The sequence below is a fragment of the Agromyces sp. P2_B3 genome (genome assembly GCF_056404815.1).
Map to the genome: position 1 here is coordinate 13,455 of NZ_JBFUDH010000012.1, position 19,345 is coordinate 32,799.

Genomic DNA, 19,345 nt, shown 5'->3' on the forward strand with positions numbered 1-19,345 from the left:
GGGTCAGAGCCGCACCGGGAACGTCAGCATCACGGCGAAGCCGGACAGCGCGACCAGGGCCGCGAGCCCCAGCATGATCCACGCTGCGACGTGGTGGATGTCGCGCTGGGCCATCGCGGTCAGGAAGAGCACCAGGGCGAAGAGCACCGTGAGCAGCGAGTAGTTGTCGCCCCGCTCGGTGTCCTCGAGCGCATCGGCGAATCGCGCTTCCGCGTAGGCGGAGCGCTCGGCGGATTTCTCGCTGCCCGGCGGCACGTAGGCGTCGGTGGCGAACGGGCCGGGCTCGGCCTCGCCGTCGCCCTGCCAGGCGTCGAAGGCGACGCGGAAGTGCGGCGTGAACCGGGCTTCGATCTGGTCGGCGAGCGCCGTATCGCCCTGCGCCGTCGCCGTGACCCACTCGGCGTAGATGATGAGGTCGACGATCCGCGCCTCCCGGGCCTCGCCGTCGGCATCCGTCGCCTCCACGCGGGCAGCGGATGCCTCGGCGAACGCGATCGCCCGCTCACCGCTCCACTTCGACGCCTGGAAGCCGCACCATGCGGTGAGGATCGCGGTCACCGACAGCATCGCCACGGCGACGATCTCGATGAACGGCCGATGCCGCCACCGCGAGACGCGAGCGGGCGCCGCGGCGGGCGGGCCGGACGGCGGCGCTGCGGGTGCGGCCGGTGCCGGGGTCGTCGACTCGTCGCTCATGGCTGCCCTTCGTCGCATCCGACACGATGCTGCTCACACTGGCACAGCCGTGCGTCCCGCTGCCACCCACGCTTCGGCGACACGCGCCGCCCGCAGCTCACCGCTCGGCGAAGTTCCCCTCACCGCACGGCGGCATGTTGCTCCAGCCCGGCGTCGCGGTCACGTACCGCCGGCAGATGTCGCCGCCCAGGTACACCGTGCCGTACTCGCCCTCGTCCTCTTCGAGCTCGATCGACGTGACGACGAACGGACCGTCGGGGCCCGAGACCGGCATTCGTCGCTCCGCACTCCCGTCCCATACCGTCAGCTCGAGCTCCACCTCGCAGGTCGACCCGGAGAAGTCGGGCACCAGGTCGACGACGAGCGGAACCTCCTCGTCGTGCGCGAGCGTGATCGTGCGTTCGGGGAAGTAGTTCTGCGGAGCGCCGCTGGGGTCGTACTCGTAGGCATCCGACGGCCCGTGGCCGACATCGACGTTCATGACCTCGGACTCGACTCCCGCCCCGCGGCCGCTCAGCATCCGCACCAGCGTTCCCCTCGAGATCGGCTTGCACGTCTCCTTCGTCGTCACGTCGGTGACACGCACTTCGCCGGTGCGGTTGCCCGTCAGGTACAGCGTGACCTGCTGCGTCCCCGAGACGCGGCCGTGCTCGTGCGCCTCGAGCCACCCGACCTGCTCGGCGGCGCTCAGGCCGGCGAGCAGGTCGAGCTCGCTCGACGCGAGCGTGGCGCCCCGCGGAAGGACCACGTCGTCGGTGCCCGCCTCGGCCTCGACCCTGACGTCGACGGGGTCGCCCTGCGAGTCGACCGCCATGGTCGCGAACCATCCGAACCCCTGCGTGACCGCGCCGGCGATGACGGTGGCGAGTGCGGCCGCGGCGACACCGCCGATCCAGACTCCAGCTCGGCGCCAGACCGGCCTCGGATCGGTGGTCGGGCTGGTCTCGTGCGGCTGCTCGCGCTCGCCCTGTTCTGCTGGCATGACTGCATCTCACGGGTCGCTTCAGATCCTATTCCTGAGCGTCGCTCACGTGATCGGTGTGCGCCCTGAACGTCTGATCCGACCCTCGCGGCGCGTGGCCGAGGGGAGGATGCTGAACCCATGAATGACCGTGAGGATTTCCTGATCTGGGTGCACACCTCGCTCGCGGAGGCCGAACGAGCGCAGTTCGATGGCGACGACCGCCCGAGACGCGCGATCTGGTCGAGTGAGGAGCCGGTGAGCGTGCTCGGCGCGTGGCGCAACGCGACGAACCGTCACGAACTCGTGGAGGCGTTCGAGGTGCTCGCGTCGAGCTTCTCGGACTGCACCGCCTACTCGTTCGACTTGATCTCGTTCGACCTCCGCGGCGACATGGCGTACACCGTCGGATACGAGCGCATCTCGGCGTCGATGGACGGCACGCCGCGCACGTTCACGCTGCGCGCCACCCAGGTCTACCGTCGCGAGGGCGGGGAATGGCGCGTCGTGCACCGGCACGCCGACGCCCTCGGGTAGTCGACCTCGCCTCCGCCCGCTGCCAGAATCGCGGAATGGTCACCGAACGGAGGCGTTGATGCGGGACGACGAGTACGTGGCGCAGGAGCTTCGGCGCGAGCCGGCGCTCGCGGATGAATGGCTGCGGCAGAACAACCTCACGTACGGCGCCCTCGTCGGCATCTGCATCGTGCTCGTGCAGCCGCTCATCACGGAGGCCGAGCCGTCCCCACTGGGGCTTGCGAGCATCATCCTCTTCGCGGCGGCCATCCCGATGCTCGCCGGGCTCATCGTGCTGAACTGGCAGGAGCTCTACCGCCACCGCCTCGCGAAGTCGGGCACCGTCACCGTCGCCCGTTCGCTCGCGATGGGCGCCGCATTCGCCGGCATCGTGACGACCTTCTGGGACGTCAGCTGGATCGCCGGGGTCGTACTGCTCGCGAGCGCCGTCATCGCGATGTTCGTGCACAGCGCCGGATACACCGGCGTCGAGGGAATCCTGCGCTGGGGAAGCTCGTCGTGGAACGCCGAGCGCCGTGAAGTCTCCCCCTCCCCCGACGTCGCGCCTCACGGGGCATCCGATCGCGACCGGCGCGATCCCGACCCGCTCGCCGCCGAGGGCTCGCCGTTCACCCTCTGCTGCCTGCTCTGGGCGCAGCCCGGGCTCGAGAACGACCTCGTCGCCTACGAGGATCACGTGCTCGCGCTGATGCCCGACTACGGCATCGAGGTGATCGAGCGCACCCGCGGTGACCGCGGACCGGAACACCCGGTCGAGGTGCAGCTCTACCGGGTGCCGAACCAGGCGCTGCTCGACGCCTACCTCGCCGACCCGCGCCGGCTCGCCCTCACCGCCGAGCGCGACCGCGTCATCGCCCGCACCGAGCTCTTCCGCGTGCCGAGCGCGTAGCCGCGGGACTACCCCAGCGGCACGTACGGCAGCACCACGGGCGAACCCGCGCGCCAGTCGAGCACCGTCGACTGCGTCGCACCGTCGGGCACGAGCACGTCGATCGTGTTCGGGTCGCGCGTGTCGGTGTCGTGCGCGTCGTTGTCGCCGGTCCAGACGCCGGCGCCGCCGCCGAAGCGGTACTCCTTGATCCAGCTCATGCCGATGTCGGGGCTCGTGTTCCAGTAGTCGAAGTCGTAGACCGGCCGGATGCCGCCGGTGCCCTCGCCGTTCGGATCCGCGTGCGACATCAGGGCGACCTGGTACGTCGCGCCCGCGAGGTCGACCCCGTCGAACACGTCCTTCGGCACCGACATCGCGATCTGGTGCGTCGCCGGCAGCACGAGCAGGTTGGCGTTGGCGAGCACCGCGTCGGTCGCGTCCCGCACGGCCGGCTGGATGAAGCCCGACCCGCCGACGACGAAGTCGTACGGGTGGGCGAGGGTCGCGTTCGTGCCCGGCCGCGCCGCGACGGCCGCGCCCGCGGCATCCGTGCTCACGTAGATGTCGACCCGCTGCACCGACATCTGATTGCCGCCCCAGGGGTTGTTGATGTCGCCCGCGAGCGTCGTGACGAAGTTGATCGAGGTGCCGTCGTCGTAGACGCCGAACTGCGTGAGGTCGAACGCGCCCGGGTTGAAGGCGCTGTTCGTCGGGTACACGTAGTCGCCCGGGCCGTGGTCGTCGCCCGACGGGTCGTCGACCGTGCCGACCGACGTGCCGAAGTTCGTCGACGTGACCGCCACCTGCACGGCGGTCGTGCCGCCGTCGGCGCCCACCGCCACCACGGTGATGGTGTTCGCGCCGAGCACGACGGGCACCTCGGCGGTGAAGGCGCCCCCGGTGACGGATGCCTCGACGGCGTGCCCTCCGGCCGAGACCCACACGGATGCCGCGTCGGTCGAGCCCGCGACCGTGACGCTCGACTCCGTGGTGACGGCGCCTGCGACCGGCTCCGTCAACGTGAGGCTCGGCCCGGCGGGAAGCGCGCCGTCGGCGTACCGGTCGGCCACGACGGAGGGCGTCGAGATCGGCCGCCCCGCGTCGATGGATTGAGCGAGCCGCACGAACGCGGCCATCGACCACGCCAGCGGCGTCGCCGAGCCGGTGCCCTCGCCGAACACGAAGCCCGCGGCATCCGGCCGGTCCCAGACCTGCTCGGGGATCATGTAGCCGGCGTTGCCGGTCGCGGCGAGCGTGTGGAGGAACGTGTCGGCGGGGCGGCCGTTCGCGAGCTCGTACTCGCCGCGCTCACCCGAGAGCAGCGGCCAGAGGCGGCCGATGCCGGTGCCGTCATAGGGCGACCCGTCGGCCTTCTCGCCGTAGCCGTCGTGGTTGTAGCGGTACCAGAGCGACCCGTTGGGCGAGTCGACCTTGATCGTCGCATCGACCTCGGGCAGCGATTCGATGATCGCGGCATCCGCTGCCGGCTTCACGCCGAGGCGCACCAGGTCGAGGAAGCCGGCATCGACGATCGAGCGCTCATCCCAGGCGCCGCCGCCGTTGTTGATGTCGAGCGTGTGCCCGTCGTTCGGGTTGCCGTTGTCGTCGATGCGCTCGTAGTACTGCCCGTTGCCGAGCGGTCCGGTGGTGGTGAACGTCCAACTCTCCACCTTGCGCTGCCAGTCGTCGGCGACGCCGGTGTAGATCGCGGCCGATGCCTCGTCACCGTTCGCTGCGGCGATCGACGCGGCGGCCGTGAGGCCGGCGATCTCGGCGGCGATGGTGCTCGGCGAGTAGCCGCCCTCCTCCTCCCAGCGCTCCTGGGGGGTCGACGGGCCGTGGCCCACGAGGAAGTCGGCGGCCGTCTTCACGTGGTCGGCGTAGGTCGTGGCATCCGTTCGCCCGAGACTCCACGCCAGCACGATCGGGAAGGCGACCTCGTCGAGCTGCAGGCCGCCCCAGTACGGCGTGCCGTCGAGCAGCGAGTTCTGCGGGAACGACCCGTCGCTCTTCTGCTGCACGTCGAAGAGGTAGTCGAGTGAGCGGTTCGCGGCATCCGAATCGCCGAGGGCGATCTGCGCGGTCGCCACCTGGTACAGGTCGCGCGCCCACACGAGGTGGTACCCGCCGACGCCGGCCTCGTTGGCGTTCTGCGCCTGGCCCCACGGGATCGTGAGCGAGGCGATGTTCGCGCCGCGGTAGGTCTTGTCCTCGTGCGCCTTCAGCGTCATCGCGGCGACGTGGTACTGCGTCGTGAGGTTCGTATCGCCGGCCACGCTCGCCGGCACCGCGCTGACGCTGTCGAGGTAGTCGTGCCAGCCGTCGGCGTAGGCCTCGGCAGCAGCGTCGGCGCCCTTGCCTGCCTTGCCCAGGCTCGCGGTCGCGGCCGTGCGCGCGGCGTCGGCGGATGCCCCGAATCCGAGCGCGAGCGTCGCCGAGGCGTTCTTCGCCGGGCCGGTGAGCTTCAGCTCGGCGGTCTGCACGACGTTGCCGTCGAGGGCCTCCGCGTAGCGGTGGTCGAGGCGGTGATCGACGGCGAGATCGGTCCAGCCGTCACTGACGCCGGCGAACCCGTTGGAGGTCGCGACGAAGTCCTTGTCGGCGACGAGGGCGGTGGCGATGGGATCGGCGCCGGTGCCCGGGTCGCCGGCGAGGTCCTCCGCGACGAGCGCGCCGCGCCAGAACCGGGCCGAATCGTGCCGGCCGCTGTTCGCCAGCGACGGGTCGTACTGCGCGAAGACCCGATACTTGCCGCCGTCGAGCGAGCGCACCGAGACGTCGATGATCACGCTCGCACGGGCGGGATCGGTGAACGTGGTCTTGACGATCTGGTACCGGCCGTCCTTGTCGGTGTTCGTCTGGGTGTACACGAGTGCCCGTGCGTCGGCGAGGCTCACCTCGTGCGTCGTGTCGCGCGACTCGAGGTCGGTGAACGTGGAGCCGTCGGTGACGATGAGCTCCAGGCTGCGGCTGTTCGCCACGTCGACGCGCGGGTAGTAGACCTCGGCCAGCGTGCCCTCCGAGAGCGTGTACCAGACCTTCGAGTCCGTGGTCGTGGACGTTCCGACGCCCTGCTTCGCGCCTGTCGTCCACGTCGCCTGGGCACCGGGAGCGCCCGGGGCCTGCGTCGGCTGCGTCGGCTTCGGCGCGGCGTTCGCGGCTGCGGCTCCGCCGAAGAGCGCGGCGCTCACCAGCGCTGCCACGGCGACGGATGCCGCGGCGCGGCGCCTGCGCCCGCGATCACGCCCTCGACTCGTCGATCCTGATCCCGCAACTGCCGACCACTCCGTCGAACGCATCGCCACTCCTCGTCGAGTCCGCTGTGACCCGGTCAGCATAGGCTCGCCCGGAGGCGACCACCAGAGCCCGCGGCTCCCCCGTTCTCGGAGCACGGCGATGCGCTAACAGAATCGCGGTATGAACCCGCAGAAGAGTTCGGCGGCCTGGGACGCGCGTGAGGCGTAGGTGCCCAGTTTCTTCGCAACCTCGGCGCTCTTGCCGATCGCCACGAGGTCGTCGCCCCACGAGGGGAACCACGACCGCTTGGCTGCTGCGGCCTTCCAGTCCTTCGCACAGAGCGATGTCGCAGCTGTGAGTCCAAGGGCCTTCACGACCTGCTTGCCGGTGATGGACCCGGATGAATCGCCCCGCGTCTCGAGGAACTCCGCAAGGGTGCTCCCGCAGGTCCAGAGTGCTTTGCGCGTGAGCGAGCCCTTCGTCACCGCCGCCTTGATCGCACCGATCTGAGCGGCCGCCACGACCGAATACAGTTCGCCCATTCCGGCCCACAGCACGCTTGCGCGTCCGTCGATGACCCACCGCGTCGCGCGGTCGGCCAGGAGCCGGACCTGATCACCGGGAACCAGGATCGGAGAGGTCGAGAGGTTCAACTCCGTGAACATCTCGTAGAACGCGCCAGATTTTTCCGACCACTGCTCGTACCAGACATCACCCTGGACGGCATCGATGAAGGACCAGACCATGTTGCTGTTGTTCTTCACGACGACGGCTCCGGTCGAGCCCTCGACGCAGACGAGTATCTTGTCGAGGTACGGCACCTCGTCGGGAGATTCCGCCGTCGGCATCTGGCGATCCCATCCGGACAGACAGGGTGCAGCCGCGTGAGCCGGCGAGGCAACCAGCACCAGTGAGCACAGGAGCGCGATCGCCGACACGCTTCCGACCGCTCGCAGGAAGCGCCCGGTGCGAGCACCGTCCACGCCTGCCCGCGTCATGGTGCCGCTCCATTCCGAGATCAGCAATCGCCGAACGCATTACTGACAATCTCTCAGCTTTGCGCCGCCGCGGGAAGCCCTCCTTCGGGGGCGGCGCGTGGGACGACACTCCGGAACACGACGAACGCCCGGCCCTCGCGAGGAGGACCGGGCGTTCGATGTAGCGCTGCGGAATCCCGTTCGTGCGGTGGAGTCCACGTCGCGTGGGATTCCATCGCCGAAACGGGATTCCGCCGAGCGGGGCAAGCGGATGCCTCAGCCGAGCGGATGCCGCGTGGAGGCCGCTACGCCGCCAGCGGCACCTCCACGGTGGCCCGCGGCACAGGCACCACGACGAACGAGCCGTCGGCGGCATCCACCCGCACGCCCTCGCCGTCACCCAGCGCACCCGAGACGAACAGGTCGCTGATGCGGTCGTCGATCTCGCGCTGGATCACGCGGCGCAGCGGACGGGCACCGTACTCGGGCTCGTAGCCGCGCTCCGCGAGGAGCGCCACCGCGGCATCCGTCACCTCGAAGGTGACCTCACGCGCCGCGAGCCGCCGCTCGGTCGCACCCAGCATCAGCCTGACGATCGAAGCAAGCTCCGACTCGCCGAGCTTCTGGAACAGCACGATCTCGTCGATGCGGTTCAGGAACTCGGGCCGCATGGCCTCGCGCACCTTGCCCATGACCCGCTGGCGCACGTCGTCCTGAGACGAGAAGCCGGAGCCATCGGCGGAGGCCACGAACCCGAGCGCTCCCGAGCGCGACGCGAGGAACTCCGAACCGAGGTTCGAGGTCATCACGATCACCGTGTTGCGGAAGTCGACCGTGCGACCCTGGCCGTCGGTCAGGCGTCCGTCGTCGAGCACCTGGAGCAGCAGGTTGAACACGTCGGGGTGCGCCTTCTCGATCTCGTCGAACAGCACGATCGAGTACGGGTTGCGCCGCACGCGCTCGGTGAGCTGCCCGGCCTCGTCGTAGCCGACGTATCCGGGAGGGGCTCCGACGAGGCGCGACACGGTGTGCCGCTCGCCGAACTCGCTCATGTCGAAGCGCACGATCGCCTGCTCGTCGTCGAAGAGCGACGACGCCAGCGCACGCGCCAGCTCGGTCTTGCCGACGCCAGTCGGGCCGAGGAACAGGAACGAACCCACGGGCCGACGCGCGTCGCCCATGCCGGTGCGGCTGCGGCGCACGGCCTTGGCGACCGCGGTGACCGCGTCGTCCTGGCCGATGACGCGCGCGTGCAGCTCGCCCTCGAGGTCGCCGAGGCGCTCGCGCTCGCTCTCGGTGAGGCGGTTCACCGGAATCCCGGTGGCCCGCGAGATCACCGCGGCGATCTCGGCCTCGTCGATCACGGTCGCCAGAGGGTCAGCGGATGCCGCAGCCCGCCCGGAAGCCGTCACCTCGTCGAGCTTCGCCTGCACCTTCGAGATCTCGTCGCGGATGCGCGACGCCTCCTCGTAGTGCTCGGCGCCGACGGCGGCGTTCTTGTCGGCCTCGAGGTCGGCGAGCCGCGCGATGAGCGCGGAGACATCCGTCTTCACGCCGAGCCGCAGGCGCAGCCGCGCCCCGGCCTGGTCGATGAGGTCGATGGCCTTGTCGGGCAGGACCCGGTCGGTGAGGTACCTGGCCGAGAGCTCGACGGACGCACGCAACGCGGCATCCGTGTACTCGACGCCGTGGTGCTCCTCGTAGGCGGGCTTGAGCCCGTGCAGGATGAGCACGGCGTCCTCGATCGAGGGCTCGCCGACCTTCACCGGCTGGAACCGGCGCTCGAGCGCGGGGTCCTTCTCGATGGTGCGGTACTCCTTGAGCGTGGTCGCACCCACGAGGTGCAGCTCGCCGCGCGCGAGACGCGGCTTCAGGATGTTGCCCGCGTCGGTGCCGCCCTCGCCCGAGCCGCCCGCGCCGACCACGGTGTGGATCTCATCGATGAACACGATGAACTCGCCCTTGTTCTGGGCGATCTCCTCCATGGTCTTGGTGAGGCGCTCCTCGAAGTCGCCTCGGTAGCGGGTGCCGGCGAGCATGCCGGGCAGGTCGAGCGAGATCACGCGCTTGCCGAGCAGGGCCTCGGGCACCGACTCCTCGACGATCGCGCGGGCGAGGCCCTCGACGATCGCGGTCTTGCCCACGCCGGCCTCGCCGATCAGCACCGGGTTGTTCTTGGTGCGGCGGCTGAGGATCTCGATGGTCTGCTCGATCTCGTCGACGCGTCCGATCACGGGGTCGAGCTCGCCGTTCTCGGCGAGCGCGGTGAGGTCGGTGCCGAACTTCTCGAGCATCGGGGTCGCGGATGCCGCTGAGCCGGTGCCTGCGGCATCCGTCTGCTGCTCGGTTCCGGACTCGCCCATGACCGTGTCGCGCACGCTCTGGGTGAGCGCCTCGGCGGTGACGCCAGCGCGCGCCAGCACCTGGCCAGCGGGGGCGTCCTGCCCGAGCACGAGCGCGAAGAAGAGGTGCTCGGGGTCGATGTAGGTCGAGCCGGCCGAGCGCGCCACCTGGTAGCTGTGGAACAGCGCGCGGCTGGCGCTCGGCGTGATCGTGGCCGCGTTGATGTCGGCGGGGTCGGATGCCGCGGGCAGGCGCGCCTCGGTCGCGGTGATGAGCCGCTCGGGGGCCACGCCGATGCGGGCGACGGCCTGCTTCACGCTCTCGTCCTCGACGATCACGCGCAGGATGTGCAGGGCGTCGAGCTCGGTCTGGCCGCGCTCGAGCGCGAAGCGTCCTGCCTGCTGCAGGATGCCTTGCGTGCGGGCGGTCAGGAACCGGCTGAGGTCGATCGACCGAGCCTGTCGCGCCTGCTCACCCGCAAGGTACCGGCTGAGGAACTCGTCGAACGAGCTCGCGCCGGCTTCGGGGTTGAAGTCTTCGGGCACCAATCCTCCTGGGAACTTGAGTTGGGTACGCTCAAGTTAAACGTGGAGGGGCCGCGGGTATTCCCGCTAGGGATGTCCGTCGTCGGCCGAAGCAGGCTGATGACTACTCCATCCGACCCATCGCGTGCGCATGGCGCACAACTGGCGCTGAACTGAAGAACGACATGGTGGCTGCCTTCACGTCGCGAAATACAAGGGCGGGGTCATTGTCGGCGTTTACGCTCGCGATGGTTTCGCCGCTCTCAACGGAGGCGAGGGCTCGCGAGTAGTCGCGATGCGCGACATACAAGCGATCATCCACCTCAAACCGATCCGTCGGGCCTCTGCGATCCTTGAGTCGCTTTGCCGCGACGGCCGGCGCCAGGTCCAAGTAGATAGTCAAATCCGGACGTAACAGGCTTGTACTTATCGTGTTGGCCTGGACCACCCATTCCATATCGACATCGCCGGAATGGTAGGCGAGAGATGACATGTAGTAGCGATCACTGATTACGGTGACGCCCTCCTCGAGGAACCGGAGTATCCCATCCCTTTCATTCGTCAAATGATCGATGCGATCTGCCACGAAGAGGGCGGCGATTACGCGGTCGTCCATCGTGACCCTGCCCGAGAATGCTTGACGGATGAGCGAGCCGATGGGACCGTTCGTTGGCTCGGCTGTAAGGTGAACCGCAACTCCCTCAGCCTCTAGGTACTGCGCCAAGCGGTTGGCTTGAGTGGATTTGCCTGATGCGTCGATCCCTTCGAAGACGATAAACCGGCCCCGTTCTCGTCCAGTCATCCCTCCCGGGCACCCACCCTCGGATCGAGGGCTGAATCCAGAAGATGGCGAAGTGCGGCTTCCTTGGTAGTCAAAGCGGCGACCTCTCGCCGATCGACGCCCACGCGCGTGGCGATCGGCTCGAGGGCCAGCCATGCACGCTCCCGGTCGTGACTCCTGCCCTCGAGGTCGCCGGCCGTTGAGAACTCAATCGCGATGAGTGCGGCTGCAACAACGTCTTCAGCATTGGTGGGCGCCTCAACTCCCACTGCCCTAAACAAGCTCAACACTTCGCCAGTCACCTGAGGCGGCAAATTACGCGCACACCGCGCTGAGGCGTCAAGAATGGATTGCTGCCAGGTCGTCAATGAACCCTGAGCCTCCGTCTCGCCGTCATCAGGGCGGCTGGGAAAACGCTGCTCGTTTCTCGCCATCTTGTTGAGGATCGCTTGTTCAAGATCAATGTCCGATTGGTATGCGATCTTCATTAGGTAGATAGCGACATCCGCCAACTCGCCTGGTAACTCCTTCATGAGCTGCTCGAAATCGAAGTCGCCGCGATCATACTTCTTGACGAGATTGGCGATCTCCCCCGCCTCGCCGGAGAGCGACAGCACGTTGTGAAGGAGAGGACGTGCGTCATCTTCAGTAATCGAACCGGACCAAGCGAAGGTAGTGCTGCGCCGTTCGTCGAAGTTTCTTTGCAACTGCACAAGATCCTTCAGTTCCACGTTGAGGACTCCGTTCTCATTGGTTCAAGATCAATTCGGCAGCCGTTGCTAGTCGCGCCGTCAGCTCAGCCTGAAGCTCATCGATCGAAACTTCGTGCGTGCCAGATTCACGAACGGTCTTCAGTCGCGTCATGGCACTGATCGCCCTGTCGAGTTCATCCTGTACGTCGGACGACCAGCCGGCCGACTCTACCTCGATTCGAAGGGCAACGAGACCCGCTACCTCAATAATAGATTCGGGTGCCGACTTCTCGATAAGCAGCTTGGCGATTCCGTGGGCATCTCGCCCCTGGACCATTTCGTGGATCCGCGTTCGCGAGACCGTATCGATCTTGCTCCGTCGATGAGCCCTGAAACCCTCCACCAGGTGTGCACGAAAGGCGTGCATCGTGATGTCCACATCCGTGACCGACGGAATCTTCTGTGCGATGGATTCAGCAATCAGAGCCATCTCTGTGATGTTGATGGGAAGAAAGGCCGAGACCTCGAGCGCTCGATAGTAGGCGCTTAGGAAGAGCACGTCTCGCTTGGGTCCATAGAATCCGACCTGTAACAGCATGAAGCTCGGTAGCCGGCCATCGCCACTTTCCATGATCGGTTTGCTGTCCACGAGACTGATGCAGGCCCTATTCGAAGTGCCCTTTGCCTTGAGCTCGCTCGTCAAATACTCGATCGGGTCTCCATGTGCATGCATGTACTCTCCGTGAGACATCTGAAGCACATTGGGGCGAACGCTGCTCTGCCACAGTAGGGCCTCTTCCCGGAAGGCCGCGAGAAATCCCTTCGATGATGCAGGAAGACTCATTGGAAACGACAAGACCAGATTCATCACTGGCGCGTCAGCGCACGCGATCTTGGCCTGTTCCGCGGCCTCGCCTGGAGAATCTGTGCGAATCAACTCCACCATCACCCGTTCTCGCTTCCTTCGAACCTGTCCCAATTGCGGTAGTAACGATAGGTAATCGATCGAGCGAAAGTGCCGTCTGTGAACTCGTGGATAGCGAACTGGTTGTTCATGTTCCCGTCCGGCTGAAAACCCAACGACCCTGCACCGGACAGAAGGGTGCCGTGGTTTCCGATGCGCAGTCCCTGGTCACTGTGAACATGTCCGTGCAGGAGCGCCGTCGCCCCCTCGTTCGACACCGCGGCTAGCAGCTCGTAGGCGTCCGCCATGCCCCCTCCGCCGTACTGGCTCGAGATGGGACTGTGATGAACGACCACGATGAGATGTCGGTCTGATACTTGGGCCATGGCCCTCTTCAAAGAGCCCAGTGGGACTCGTCCGAACGAATGGTCACCGTGAAAGGAAGTGTTCGTGAGCACGAAAGCGTAGGTTCCGAGCGTGGAGACTGCGACGGGTTGCTCGTCATTCCAGGTCTGCTTTGGATCGTTCGTAAGGTCAAAAGCAAACCGGTTGAACTCCCGGAACTCTTTTGGCGCGACCTGCGCTATGTCGTGGTTTCCCGGGCACACAACGATCTTGGCTATGCGAAGTTGCTTCTTCATCTCGTTCAGGGCCGCCAACGCTTCCACATAGCCTTCGGCCGATCCTTGGGTTGTCACGTCACCAGAAATAACGAGGACGAGTTCCTCTTCCGGGAAGTCGCGCAATATCGCTTCCGTGGCGCGCTTTAGGGCGCGAGTTGGCGTCAGCACGGGACGTGGAACTGCGGCGAAATGGAGATCGCTAAAGTGGATGATTCGAAGGCTCGTCACGACAACTTCCCTCTGGAAAGCCATCGCTGCAGGACAGTCTGTAAGACCGGGTCCTCCACCGAACCTGCCACCGAAGTACTCAAGTCGAAGCGGCCAATCTGATGTAACCGCTCGGCAGACATCACGCGAAGCCAATCCCTGTAGACGGGCATGCTCACCACGCTCGCGAGTTCGTCGATTTGGCCGGCGTCGGTGGACGCGGCCATTCCGGAAATGGCAACCTCCAGAGCCCGGAACACCTGCTCGCTCTGTTCGATGGGCAACCGAAGATCGCCTGAGCTGCGGGCGGATGTGGACACGCGGTCCATGTCGAACCTGCCGCGATCATTCTCATAGACATGAAGGCTGTCACTGATGTGCACGTACGTACCGAGGGCCGCCCCCACCCAACCGGAGAGGACCTCGTGAATCGTCGTCCATTGGACCAAGTTGTAAGGAAGACCTCGGACCAAGTCGTTGCTTCTCATCACTTGTAGCCAATCGAGCCTGCCATCGACGATCTTCAGCATGGAGACGACGTTGCACGGCACATCGGGGGATTGGGCCGCACCTGTTTCGAGCGGAAGGTCCGATCGCGGGTCCCAGATCTGAAGCACGATCTGGCGTTGCTCCGGCCGTTCTCGCAGGGCTGCGGCTGCCCGCAACAACTGATCAATGCCGAACCGCGACCTTAGCCGCTCGCCGTACGCACCATCGAATGTCGAACCAGAACCGGCGAACTTCGGCAGCGACTTGTTCCACGCCGTCAAGAAGCCTGAGTCATTGCGTCCGCGCATGATCCAAACAACCTCCGCGATCGCGAACGCGGCATTCATCGCCGGCGTCCGAATAGTCACCCATCGCTGTCGCGGGTCTTCAAGCTCAAGAACAGCGTGGAGGAGTTCCACCGAGTCACCGCTGGAATGCGTCCGACGCACCCCATCCGCGTTCGTGGCCATCCAGGCCTGCTCCCATATTCCATCGGCTGTTTCTGCCCGAACCGTCAGCATCCCTGTGCCCTCCCCAGACCTTGGGTCGATCGTATTGTGCGCGCTCTCGCTGCGTACAAGACGTGCCAACCGCGGTAAGAAGTAACAGGCTGATTGGAAAGACGGCGCATTTTCGAGATACCCGGACTCACCCGCGCTGCGAGCACGGCGCGGGCGGCGTCAGGGGTCGTAGATACCGTCACGACATGACCGAAATCGACGAGCGAATGATGTCCGAGTTGCGAACGCCTCCCCTAAGCTTCGAGGCATGACCATGGTTGAACTGGGGGCTTCGAAAATTGTTGAACCAGATTCAGATTGGTCGGTAGTCGCTGCGAGTTCGTGCGAGCGATGGCTACTACACGGTGACGAAGCGCACGTCGCCCCCTGGGATGAAATCGCACGGGCAATCGGTATCCCTGATCGGCTGGGTGAAGGCCTTTGCACAGTGGTTGTACCCACGTCGCAAGCGATTGAATGCGTCATAGATAGCTCGCCCGACTGGCACGCGCTTCGCGTCGGAATTGAAGCGATCATCGATACTGGCTGGTCAGTCACCATCCTCGCTCCGCTAGCAGCGATGGGCGCTGTGCACGCTAATCTGTACGGTTGCGCCGCCGAATTACAGGGGTGGTGGGCCGCTGATGACCGTTCCCTGCGATTTAGCATGATGGAGACCCTCTAGTGCCCCCGGCGCTCAATACGCAGAACGTAATCGCCTTCATTTGGGACTTCGATAAGACGTTAACCCCCGGATACATGCAGCAACCCATATTCGATGAGTACGGGATAGATGCGGTTGCGTTCTGGCGTGAGGTCAATGGACTGGTAAAGCACTACGAACAGCGAGAGTTGCTCGTTTCGAAGGACACCGCATACCTCGGGCATCTTCTTGCATATATCGGTGAGGGGAAGCTTGACGGCCTGACGAACGCCAAGTTGCGGGAGCTTGGCGCGCGGATACCGTTGGCGCCAGGCATGCCAGACCTAATGGATCGAATGCGGCGATTAGTGGTCGATGAGGAACGATACGCGCATCACGAGCTCAAGGTAGAGCACTACATCGTGTCAACTGGGCTCCGACAGATGATCAAAGGAAGTCCGATCGCCCGGCACGTAGAAGAAATATGGGCTTGCGAATTGCTTCCCGACCCTCCAGGACCCGGCTACATGAATGAACTGGGGGCCGTGGAATATTCGGACAAACTGGTTCAAATGGGTTACGTCCTTGACAACACGACGAAGACGCGAGCGATATTCGAGATAAATAAGGGAGTCAATGTTGAGCCCAAGCTCGACGTCAACGCGCGCATCGACCCTGACGACCGTCGAGTCCCGATCCCGAACATGATTTACATCGCCGACGGGCCGAGTGACGTACCGGTCTTTTCTGTCGTCGGAGGGGGTGGTGGGCGCACTCTCGGAGTGTGGACGGACGGCGACAACTACGACAACGTTCGGCGTCTGGAGGACGACGGGCGCGTGAATAGCATTGCGAAAGCAGATTATTCAGAGGGTGAAGCTGCAGACATGTGGCTATCCGCCTCACTACGAGCAATCGCGGATCGCATCTGCGAAGCTCGAGATAGGCGGCTCGGCAGCATCGCTGCTCCGGGCGGGCATGTCGTCAAGTAGAACGTTGTTGTCCCCGGAGTCGAGCTGTCTCGGGCCCGCCGTGGCGGCCGGAGGAACGCCCCGGGCGCGGGTCTAGCCGAGCGCTAGAGTGTGTCACCCTTCTCGACCAGCGATGCCATGTTCGACGTCTCCGGCCGTCATGTGGTTCATGGTGCCGTGGCCCGTCTTACGCAGTACGTACCCGGCAGGTGAGCGAACCGCGTCGACGAGGCGAACTTATATGAATGCGCAGGTCTGATCGGTGTGACACTTGACGCCCATCGATTGACTGCCCAGCCGGCGGCCTGCTGAATTGGAGTACACGGGAGGATCATTCTGGGCGTGACCGATTCCGCGCCGCCCGCGGCAACCGCCGCGCCGCCCATGAGCGCGCTCTAAACGGCAATTCGCCGCCGAGCAGCCGTACGTTTTCGCCCGGCGCTTGCGATTCCCGCGATCCAGCCTTGGAAAAAGCCCTCCAGCCCCGTAGAAACAGTTCTGGCGGACCAGTCCGCAGTACACCTAAGGAGGACCAATGACTGACGACGAGATCCGTGCTCTGTTCGACGAAACCTTCATCAACCCCGATGACGCCGGCATGCCACTCGATCGCGAGGGTGGCGAAGACAACTACTTCTGGACCGCTCCTCGTGTCGAAACCGAAGATGCACTCCGCGAGGTTGCGGCCCACGCTGACGCGGAACAGCTTGAACGCATCGCAGCGGACCTAAATGGCTCGTACCCGGCATGGGCGCGGCGGTCTGAGCTATAGAACGAGCCAGTCCGAGGGTATCTCCCGCGAATGCGAGCGCGGCGGGTCGATGGAAAGTGTCGACCTGCCGTGCTCAGTCGAGTGAAGGCGGCAGACCCATCCGCCTGAACCGGGTCAGCTGACATACCCCAATCGACCAGTCGTCGCGATTCACTTCTACCCCGGAGCATCCGAACGATATATCGTTGATATATCGTCGAGACCGGGCGACCGCCCGGTTCAGGGAGGACATCATGAGCGCTTCGTACATGGGCGACAACTTCACCGGCGGCTCCGGCGGGTGGGGGCAGGGCCGCTCCGGACCGAATCTGTGGGAGGCCATGGAGCAACTCCGCGGCATGTTCGAGCAGAAGGTCGCACCGCGCATGGGCCGCGGCGACGTCCGCGCGGCGGTGCTCTCGCTCCTCGCCGAGAAGCCGATGCACGGCTACCAGATCATCAGTGAGATCGCCGAGCGCAGCGGCGGCGCGTGGAAGCCGAGCGCGGGCTCGGTGTATCCGACGCTGCAGCTGCTCGCCGACGAGGGGCTCATCAGCGCCGAGGAGTCGAACGGCCGCAAGACGTACTCGCTCACCGAGGCGGGACGGGTCGAGGTCGAGGCATCCGCTGATCGTGACGCGCCGTGGAAGACCTCGAGCTCGCGCGAATCCGGCGGCATGGGGGCGCTCCCGAAGGCCGGCATCGAGCTCGCACAGGCGGCGGCGCAGGTGCAGCGCACGGGCACTCCCGAGCAGGTCAAGCAGGCGGTCGAGGCGCTCGACGAGGCGCGTCGTCGTCTCTACTCGATCCTCGCTCAGGACTGACCTCGGTGCCCTCGGCACGTCGGGGTCCTGGGGACCCGACGCCCGACGTCGGCAACACGCGTGCCCGCTACCGGCGGATCCTGCGGTTCGCCGCACGGTACATCGTGCAGACGTGGTGGTACGAGCTCGTGCTGCCGCGCTTCGGCCTGGCGAGGGTCGCCGCGCGCGGGCGGGAGGCGCGGCTGACCCGCATCGCCCAGCGCTTCCACGTGCTCGCGGTCGACCTCGGCGGCCTCATGATCAAGGTCGGCCAATACCTCTCATCGCGGCTCGACATCCTGCCGCCCGAGATCACCAAGGAGCTCGCCGGCCTCCAAGACGAGGTGCCGCCGGTGCCGTTCGACGCGATTCGGCGCCTCGCAAGCGCCGAGCTGGGCGTGCCACTCGAGCAGGCGTACACGTCGTTCGACCCCGAACCGCTGGCCGCGGCATCCCTCGGGCAAGCGCACCGCGCCACGCTCTCGCCGATCGACGCCGCCGACATGGGATACGACGAGGCCGTCGTCAAGGTGCAGCGACCGGGCATCGAGACGATCGTCGACGTCGACCTGTCAGCGCTGCGCCGCGTCGCCGGATGGCTCAGCCGCGTGCGATTCGTCGCGAGCCACGTCGACCTGCCCTCGCTCGTCGAGGAGTTCGCCGTCACGAGCCTGCAGGAGATCGACTACCTGCAGGAGGCAGGCAACGCCGAGCGGTTCGCCGCGAGCTTCGCCGGCGACCCACGCGTCGCCGCGCCCGAGGTCGTCTGGGAGCGCACGACGCGCCGCGTGCTGACGCTCGCCGACGTGACGGCGATCAAGATCAACGACCGCGAGGCCCTGCTGGCGGCGGGCATCGACCCGAAGGCGGTAGCGAAGCAGTTCGCGGCCGTCATGTTCGACCAGCTCTTCCGCGACGGCTTCTTCCACGCCGACCCGCACCCCGGCAACATCTTCGTCACGCCGGTCGAGCGGTTGGCGGATGCCGCGTGGGCGCCGGATGCCGCGCCGCGGGCGTCATCCGTTGCGCCCGGGTCATCCGCTGACTCCCCCTCCTCCCCCGACTGGCGGCTCACGTTCATCGACTTCGGCATGATGGGCGAGGTGCCCGACGGGCTGCGCCGTGGACTGCAGCAGCTGTTGCTCGCGGTCGCCGCGCGTGACGGCAAGCGCCTGGTCGACAGCATCCGTGGCGTCGGCATCCTGCTGCCCTCGGCCGACACCGAGGAACTCGAGCGGGCGATGTCCGAGCTGTTCGCGCGCTTCGGGGGCATGGGCCTCGCCGAGGTTCGGCAGATCGACGAGCGCGAGCTGCGCAGCTTCGCGATCGAGTTCGGCGAGGTGATGCGGGCGCTGCCGTTCCAGTTGCCCGAGAACTTCCTGCTCATCATCCGCGCGATGTCGCTGACGTCGGGTCTGTGCAGCTCGCTCGACCCCGACTTCAACATGTGGGACGCCGTCGAGCCCTACGCCGGCAAGCTCCTGCGCGACGAGCGCGGCAACATCGTGCAGGCGCTCGGCAAGGAGGCCCTCACCTTCGCCACCAGGGTGGCGCGGATGCCGCAGCGCTTCGATGCCCTCGCGGACCGCATCGAGGAGGGACGCCTCGTCGCGAACTCGCCCCGCATCGAGCGGCGCCTGGCGAAGCTCGAGCGCACGGCGGGCCGGATCGTCTCGGCGGTCGTGTTCGTCGGCCTCTTCATCGGCGGCATCCTGCTGCGCCTCGACGAGCCGGTATGGGGCGTGGCGCTGATGGTGGTGTCGGTGATCCCGCTGGTGCACGCCGTGTTCGGCGGGGTGTTCGGGCGGCGCGGCCGCGGCTGAGCGGCACGCACC

Annotated in this window: 17 protein-coding genes; 7 read left to right on the forward strand and 10 right to left on the reverse strand. The window is 66.3% G+C overall.

Annotated elements, in window-relative coordinates:
- Nucleotides 1–3 precede the first annotated feature (3 nt).
- A complete protein-coding gene (locus AC1DZA_RS15555) occupies nt 4–696 on the reverse strand; it encodes a hypothetical protein (protein ID WP_476773418.1) in 693 nt (230 codons plus the stop codon).
- Between the two features lie 97 nt (nt 697–793).
- Nucleotides 794–1,678, reverse strand: a complete 885-nt coding sequence (locus AC1DZA_RS15560) for a hypothetical protein (protein WP_476773419.1) — start codon at nt 1,676–1,678, stop codon at nt 794–796.
- A 120-nt stretch (nt 1,679–1,798) separates the two neighbouring features.
- Between AC1DZA_RS15560 and AC1DZA_RS15565 the strand changes: the two genes are divergently transcribed.
- Together AC1DZA_RS15565 and AC1DZA_RS15570 are read left to right on the forward strand one after the other, a co-directional pair.
- Nucleotides 1,799–2,194 (forward strand): nuclear transport factor 2 family protein, encoded by a 396-nt coding sequence (locus tag AC1DZA_RS15565; RefSeq protein WP_476773420.1) that lies wholly within the window; start codon nt 1,799–1,801, stop codon nt 2,192–2,194.
- 58 nt (nt 2,195–2,252) lie between these two features.
- Nucleotides 2,253–3,083 carry a hypothetical protein gene (locus tag AC1DZA_RS15570; RefSeq protein WP_476773421.1) on the forward strand — a complete coding sequence of 277 codons (831 nt, stop codon included), beginning with the start codon at nt 2,253–2,255 and terminating at the stop codon, nt 3,081–3,083.
- A gap of 8 nt (nt 3,084–3,091) precedes the next feature.
- Here the strand turns inward: AC1DZA_RS15570 and AC1DZA_RS15575 are convergent, their stop codons facing one another.
- From AC1DZA_RS15575 to AC1DZA_RS15610, 8 genes are all read right to left on the reverse strand, one after another.
- Nucleotides 3,092–6,256 (reverse strand): glucan 1,4-alpha-glucosidase, encoded by a 3,165-nt coding sequence (locus AC1DZA_RS15575; RefSeq protein ID WP_476773422.1) that lies wholly within the window; start codon nt 6,254–6,256, stop codon nt 3,092–3,094.
- A 210-nt stretch (nt 6,257–6,466) separates the two neighbouring features.
- On the reverse strand, nt 6,467–7,300 hold the full coding sequence (locus AC1DZA_RS15580) for a hypothetical protein (RefSeq protein WP_476773423.1): 834 nt from the start codon (nt 7,298–7,300) through the stop codon (nt 6,467–6,469).
- A gap of 284 nt (nt 7,301–7,584) precedes the next feature.
- Nucleotides 7,585–10,167, reverse strand: coding sequence for an ATP-dependent Clp protease ATP-binding subunit (locus AC1DZA_RS15585; protein WP_476773424.1), 2,583 nt, complete (start codon nt 10,165–10,167; stop codon nt 7,585–7,587).
- Between the two features lie 103 nt (nt 10,168–10,270).
- Nucleotides 10,271–10,948, reverse strand: coding sequence for a dTMP kinase (gene tmk, locus AC1DZA_RS15590; protein ID WP_476773425.1), 678 nt, complete (start codon nt 10,946–10,948; stop codon nt 10,271–10,273).
- Nucleotides 10,945–11,658, reverse strand: coding sequence for a MazG nucleotide pyrophosphohydrolase domain-containing protein (locus tag AC1DZA_RS15595; RefSeq protein WP_476773426.1), 714 nt, complete (start codon nt 11,656–11,658; stop codon nt 10,945–10,947). Before AC1DZA_RS15595 ends, tmk begins: the two co-directional genes overlap by 4 nt.
- Before the next feature lie 16 nt (nt 11,659–11,674).
- Nucleotides 11,675–12,565, reverse strand: a complete 891-nt coding sequence (locus tag AC1DZA_RS15600; protein ID WP_476773427.1) for a hypothetical protein — start codon at nt 12,563–12,565, stop codon at nt 11,675–11,677.
- Entirely contained in the window at nt 12,565–13,398 is an 834-nt protein-coding gene (locus AC1DZA_RS15605; RefSeq protein WP_476773428.1) for a metallophosphoesterase family protein, read from the reverse strand. The genes AC1DZA_RS15600 and AC1DZA_RS15605 overlap by 1 nt, the downstream gene beginning before the upstream one ends.
- On the reverse strand, nt 13,371–14,312 hold the full coding sequence (locus tag AC1DZA_RS15610; RefSeq protein ID WP_476773429.1) for a thymidylate synthase: 942 nt from the start codon (nt 14,310–14,312) through the stop codon (nt 13,371–13,373). The genes AC1DZA_RS15605 and AC1DZA_RS15610 overlap by 28 nt, the downstream gene beginning before the upstream one ends.
- Before the next feature lie 298 nt (nt 14,313–14,610).
- Here AC1DZA_RS15610 and AC1DZA_RS15615 point away from each other — a divergent pair, with 298 nt between their 5' ends.
- The 5 genes from AC1DZA_RS15615 to AC1DZA_RS15635 all read left to right on the forward strand — a co-directional run bounded on the left by AC1DZA_RS15615 (nt 14,611) and on the right by AC1DZA_RS15635 (nt 19,333).
- On the forward strand, nt 14,611–15,027 hold the full coding sequence (locus AC1DZA_RS15615) for a hypothetical protein (protein ID WP_476773430.1): 417 nt from the start codon (nt 14,611–14,613) through the stop codon (nt 15,025–15,027).
- A complete protein-coding gene (locus tag AC1DZA_RS15620; protein ID WP_476773431.1) occupies nt 15,027–15,977 on the forward strand; it encodes an HAD family hydrolase in 951 nt (316 codons plus the stop codon). Before AC1DZA_RS15615 ends, AC1DZA_RS15620 begins: the two co-directional genes overlap by 1 nt.
- A gap of 514 nt (nt 15,978–16,491) precedes the next feature.
- Nucleotides 16,492–16,728, forward strand: a complete 237-nt coding sequence (locus AC1DZA_RS15625) for a hypothetical protein (RefSeq protein ID WP_476773432.1) — start codon at nt 16,492–16,494, stop codon at nt 16,726–16,728.
- A gap of 233 nt (nt 16,729–16,961) precedes the next feature.
- Nucleotides 16,962–17,531 carry a PadR family transcriptional regulator gene (locus AC1DZA_RS15630; protein WP_476773433.1) on the forward strand — a complete coding sequence of 190 codons (570 nt, stop codon included), beginning with the start codon at nt 16,962–16,964 and terminating at the stop codon, nt 17,529–17,531.
- 5 nt (nt 17,532–17,536) lie between these two features.
- Nucleotides 17,537–19,333 (forward strand): ABC1 kinase family protein, encoded by a 1,797-nt coding sequence (locus AC1DZA_RS15635; RefSeq protein ID WP_476773434.1) that lies wholly within the window; start codon nt 17,537–17,539, stop codon nt 19,331–19,333.
- Nucleotides 19,334–19,345: the final 12 nt, after the last annotated feature.

Coding starts and splice junctions, on each gene's coding strand:
- AC1DZA_RS15555 (WP_476773418.1), bottom strand. CDS start 696: ATGAGCGACGAGTCGACGACCCCGGCACCGGCCGCACCCGCAGCGCCG.
- AC1DZA_RS15560 (WP_476773419.1), bottom strand. CDS start 1,678: ATGCCAGCAGAACAGGGCGAGCGCGAGCAGCCGCACGAGACCAGCCCG.
- AC1DZA_RS15565 (WP_476773420.1), top strand. CDS start 1,799: ATGAATGACCGTGAGGATTTCCTGATCTGGGTGCACACCTCGCTCGCG.
- AC1DZA_RS15570 (WP_476773421.1), top strand. CDS start 2,253: ATGCGGGACGACGAGTACGTGGCGCAGGAGCTTCGGCGCGAGCCGGCG.
- AC1DZA_RS15580 (WP_476773423.1), bottom strand. CDS start 7,300: ATGACGCGGGCAGGCGTGGACGGTGCTCGCACCGGGCGCTTCCTGCGA.
- tmk (WP_476773425.1), bottom strand. CDS start 10,948: ATGACTGGACGAGAACGGGGCCGGTTTATCGTCTTCGAAGGGATCGAC.
- AC1DZA_RS15600 (WP_476773427.1), bottom strand. CDS start 12,565: ATGGTGGAGTTGATTCGCACAGATTCTCCAGGCGAGGCCGCGGAACAG.
- AC1DZA_RS15605 (WP_476773428.1), bottom strand. CDS start 13,398: ATGGCTTTCCAGAGGGAAGTTGTCGTGACGAGCCTTCGAATCATCCAC.
- AC1DZA_RS15610 (WP_476773429.1), bottom strand. CDS start 14,312: ATGGCCACGAACGCGGATGGGGTGCGTCGGACGCATTCCAGCGGTGAC.
- AC1DZA_RS15615 (WP_476773430.1), top strand. CDS start 14,611: ATGACCATGGTTGAACTGGGGGCTTCGAAAATTGTTGAACCAGATTCA.
- AC1DZA_RS15625 (WP_476773432.1), top strand. CDS start 16,492: ATGACTGACGACGAGATCCGTGCTCTGTTCGACGAAACCTTCATCAAC.
- AC1DZA_RS15630 (WP_476773433.1), top strand. CDS start 16,962: ATGAGCGCTTCGTACATGGGCGACAACTTCACCGGCGGCTCCGGCGGG.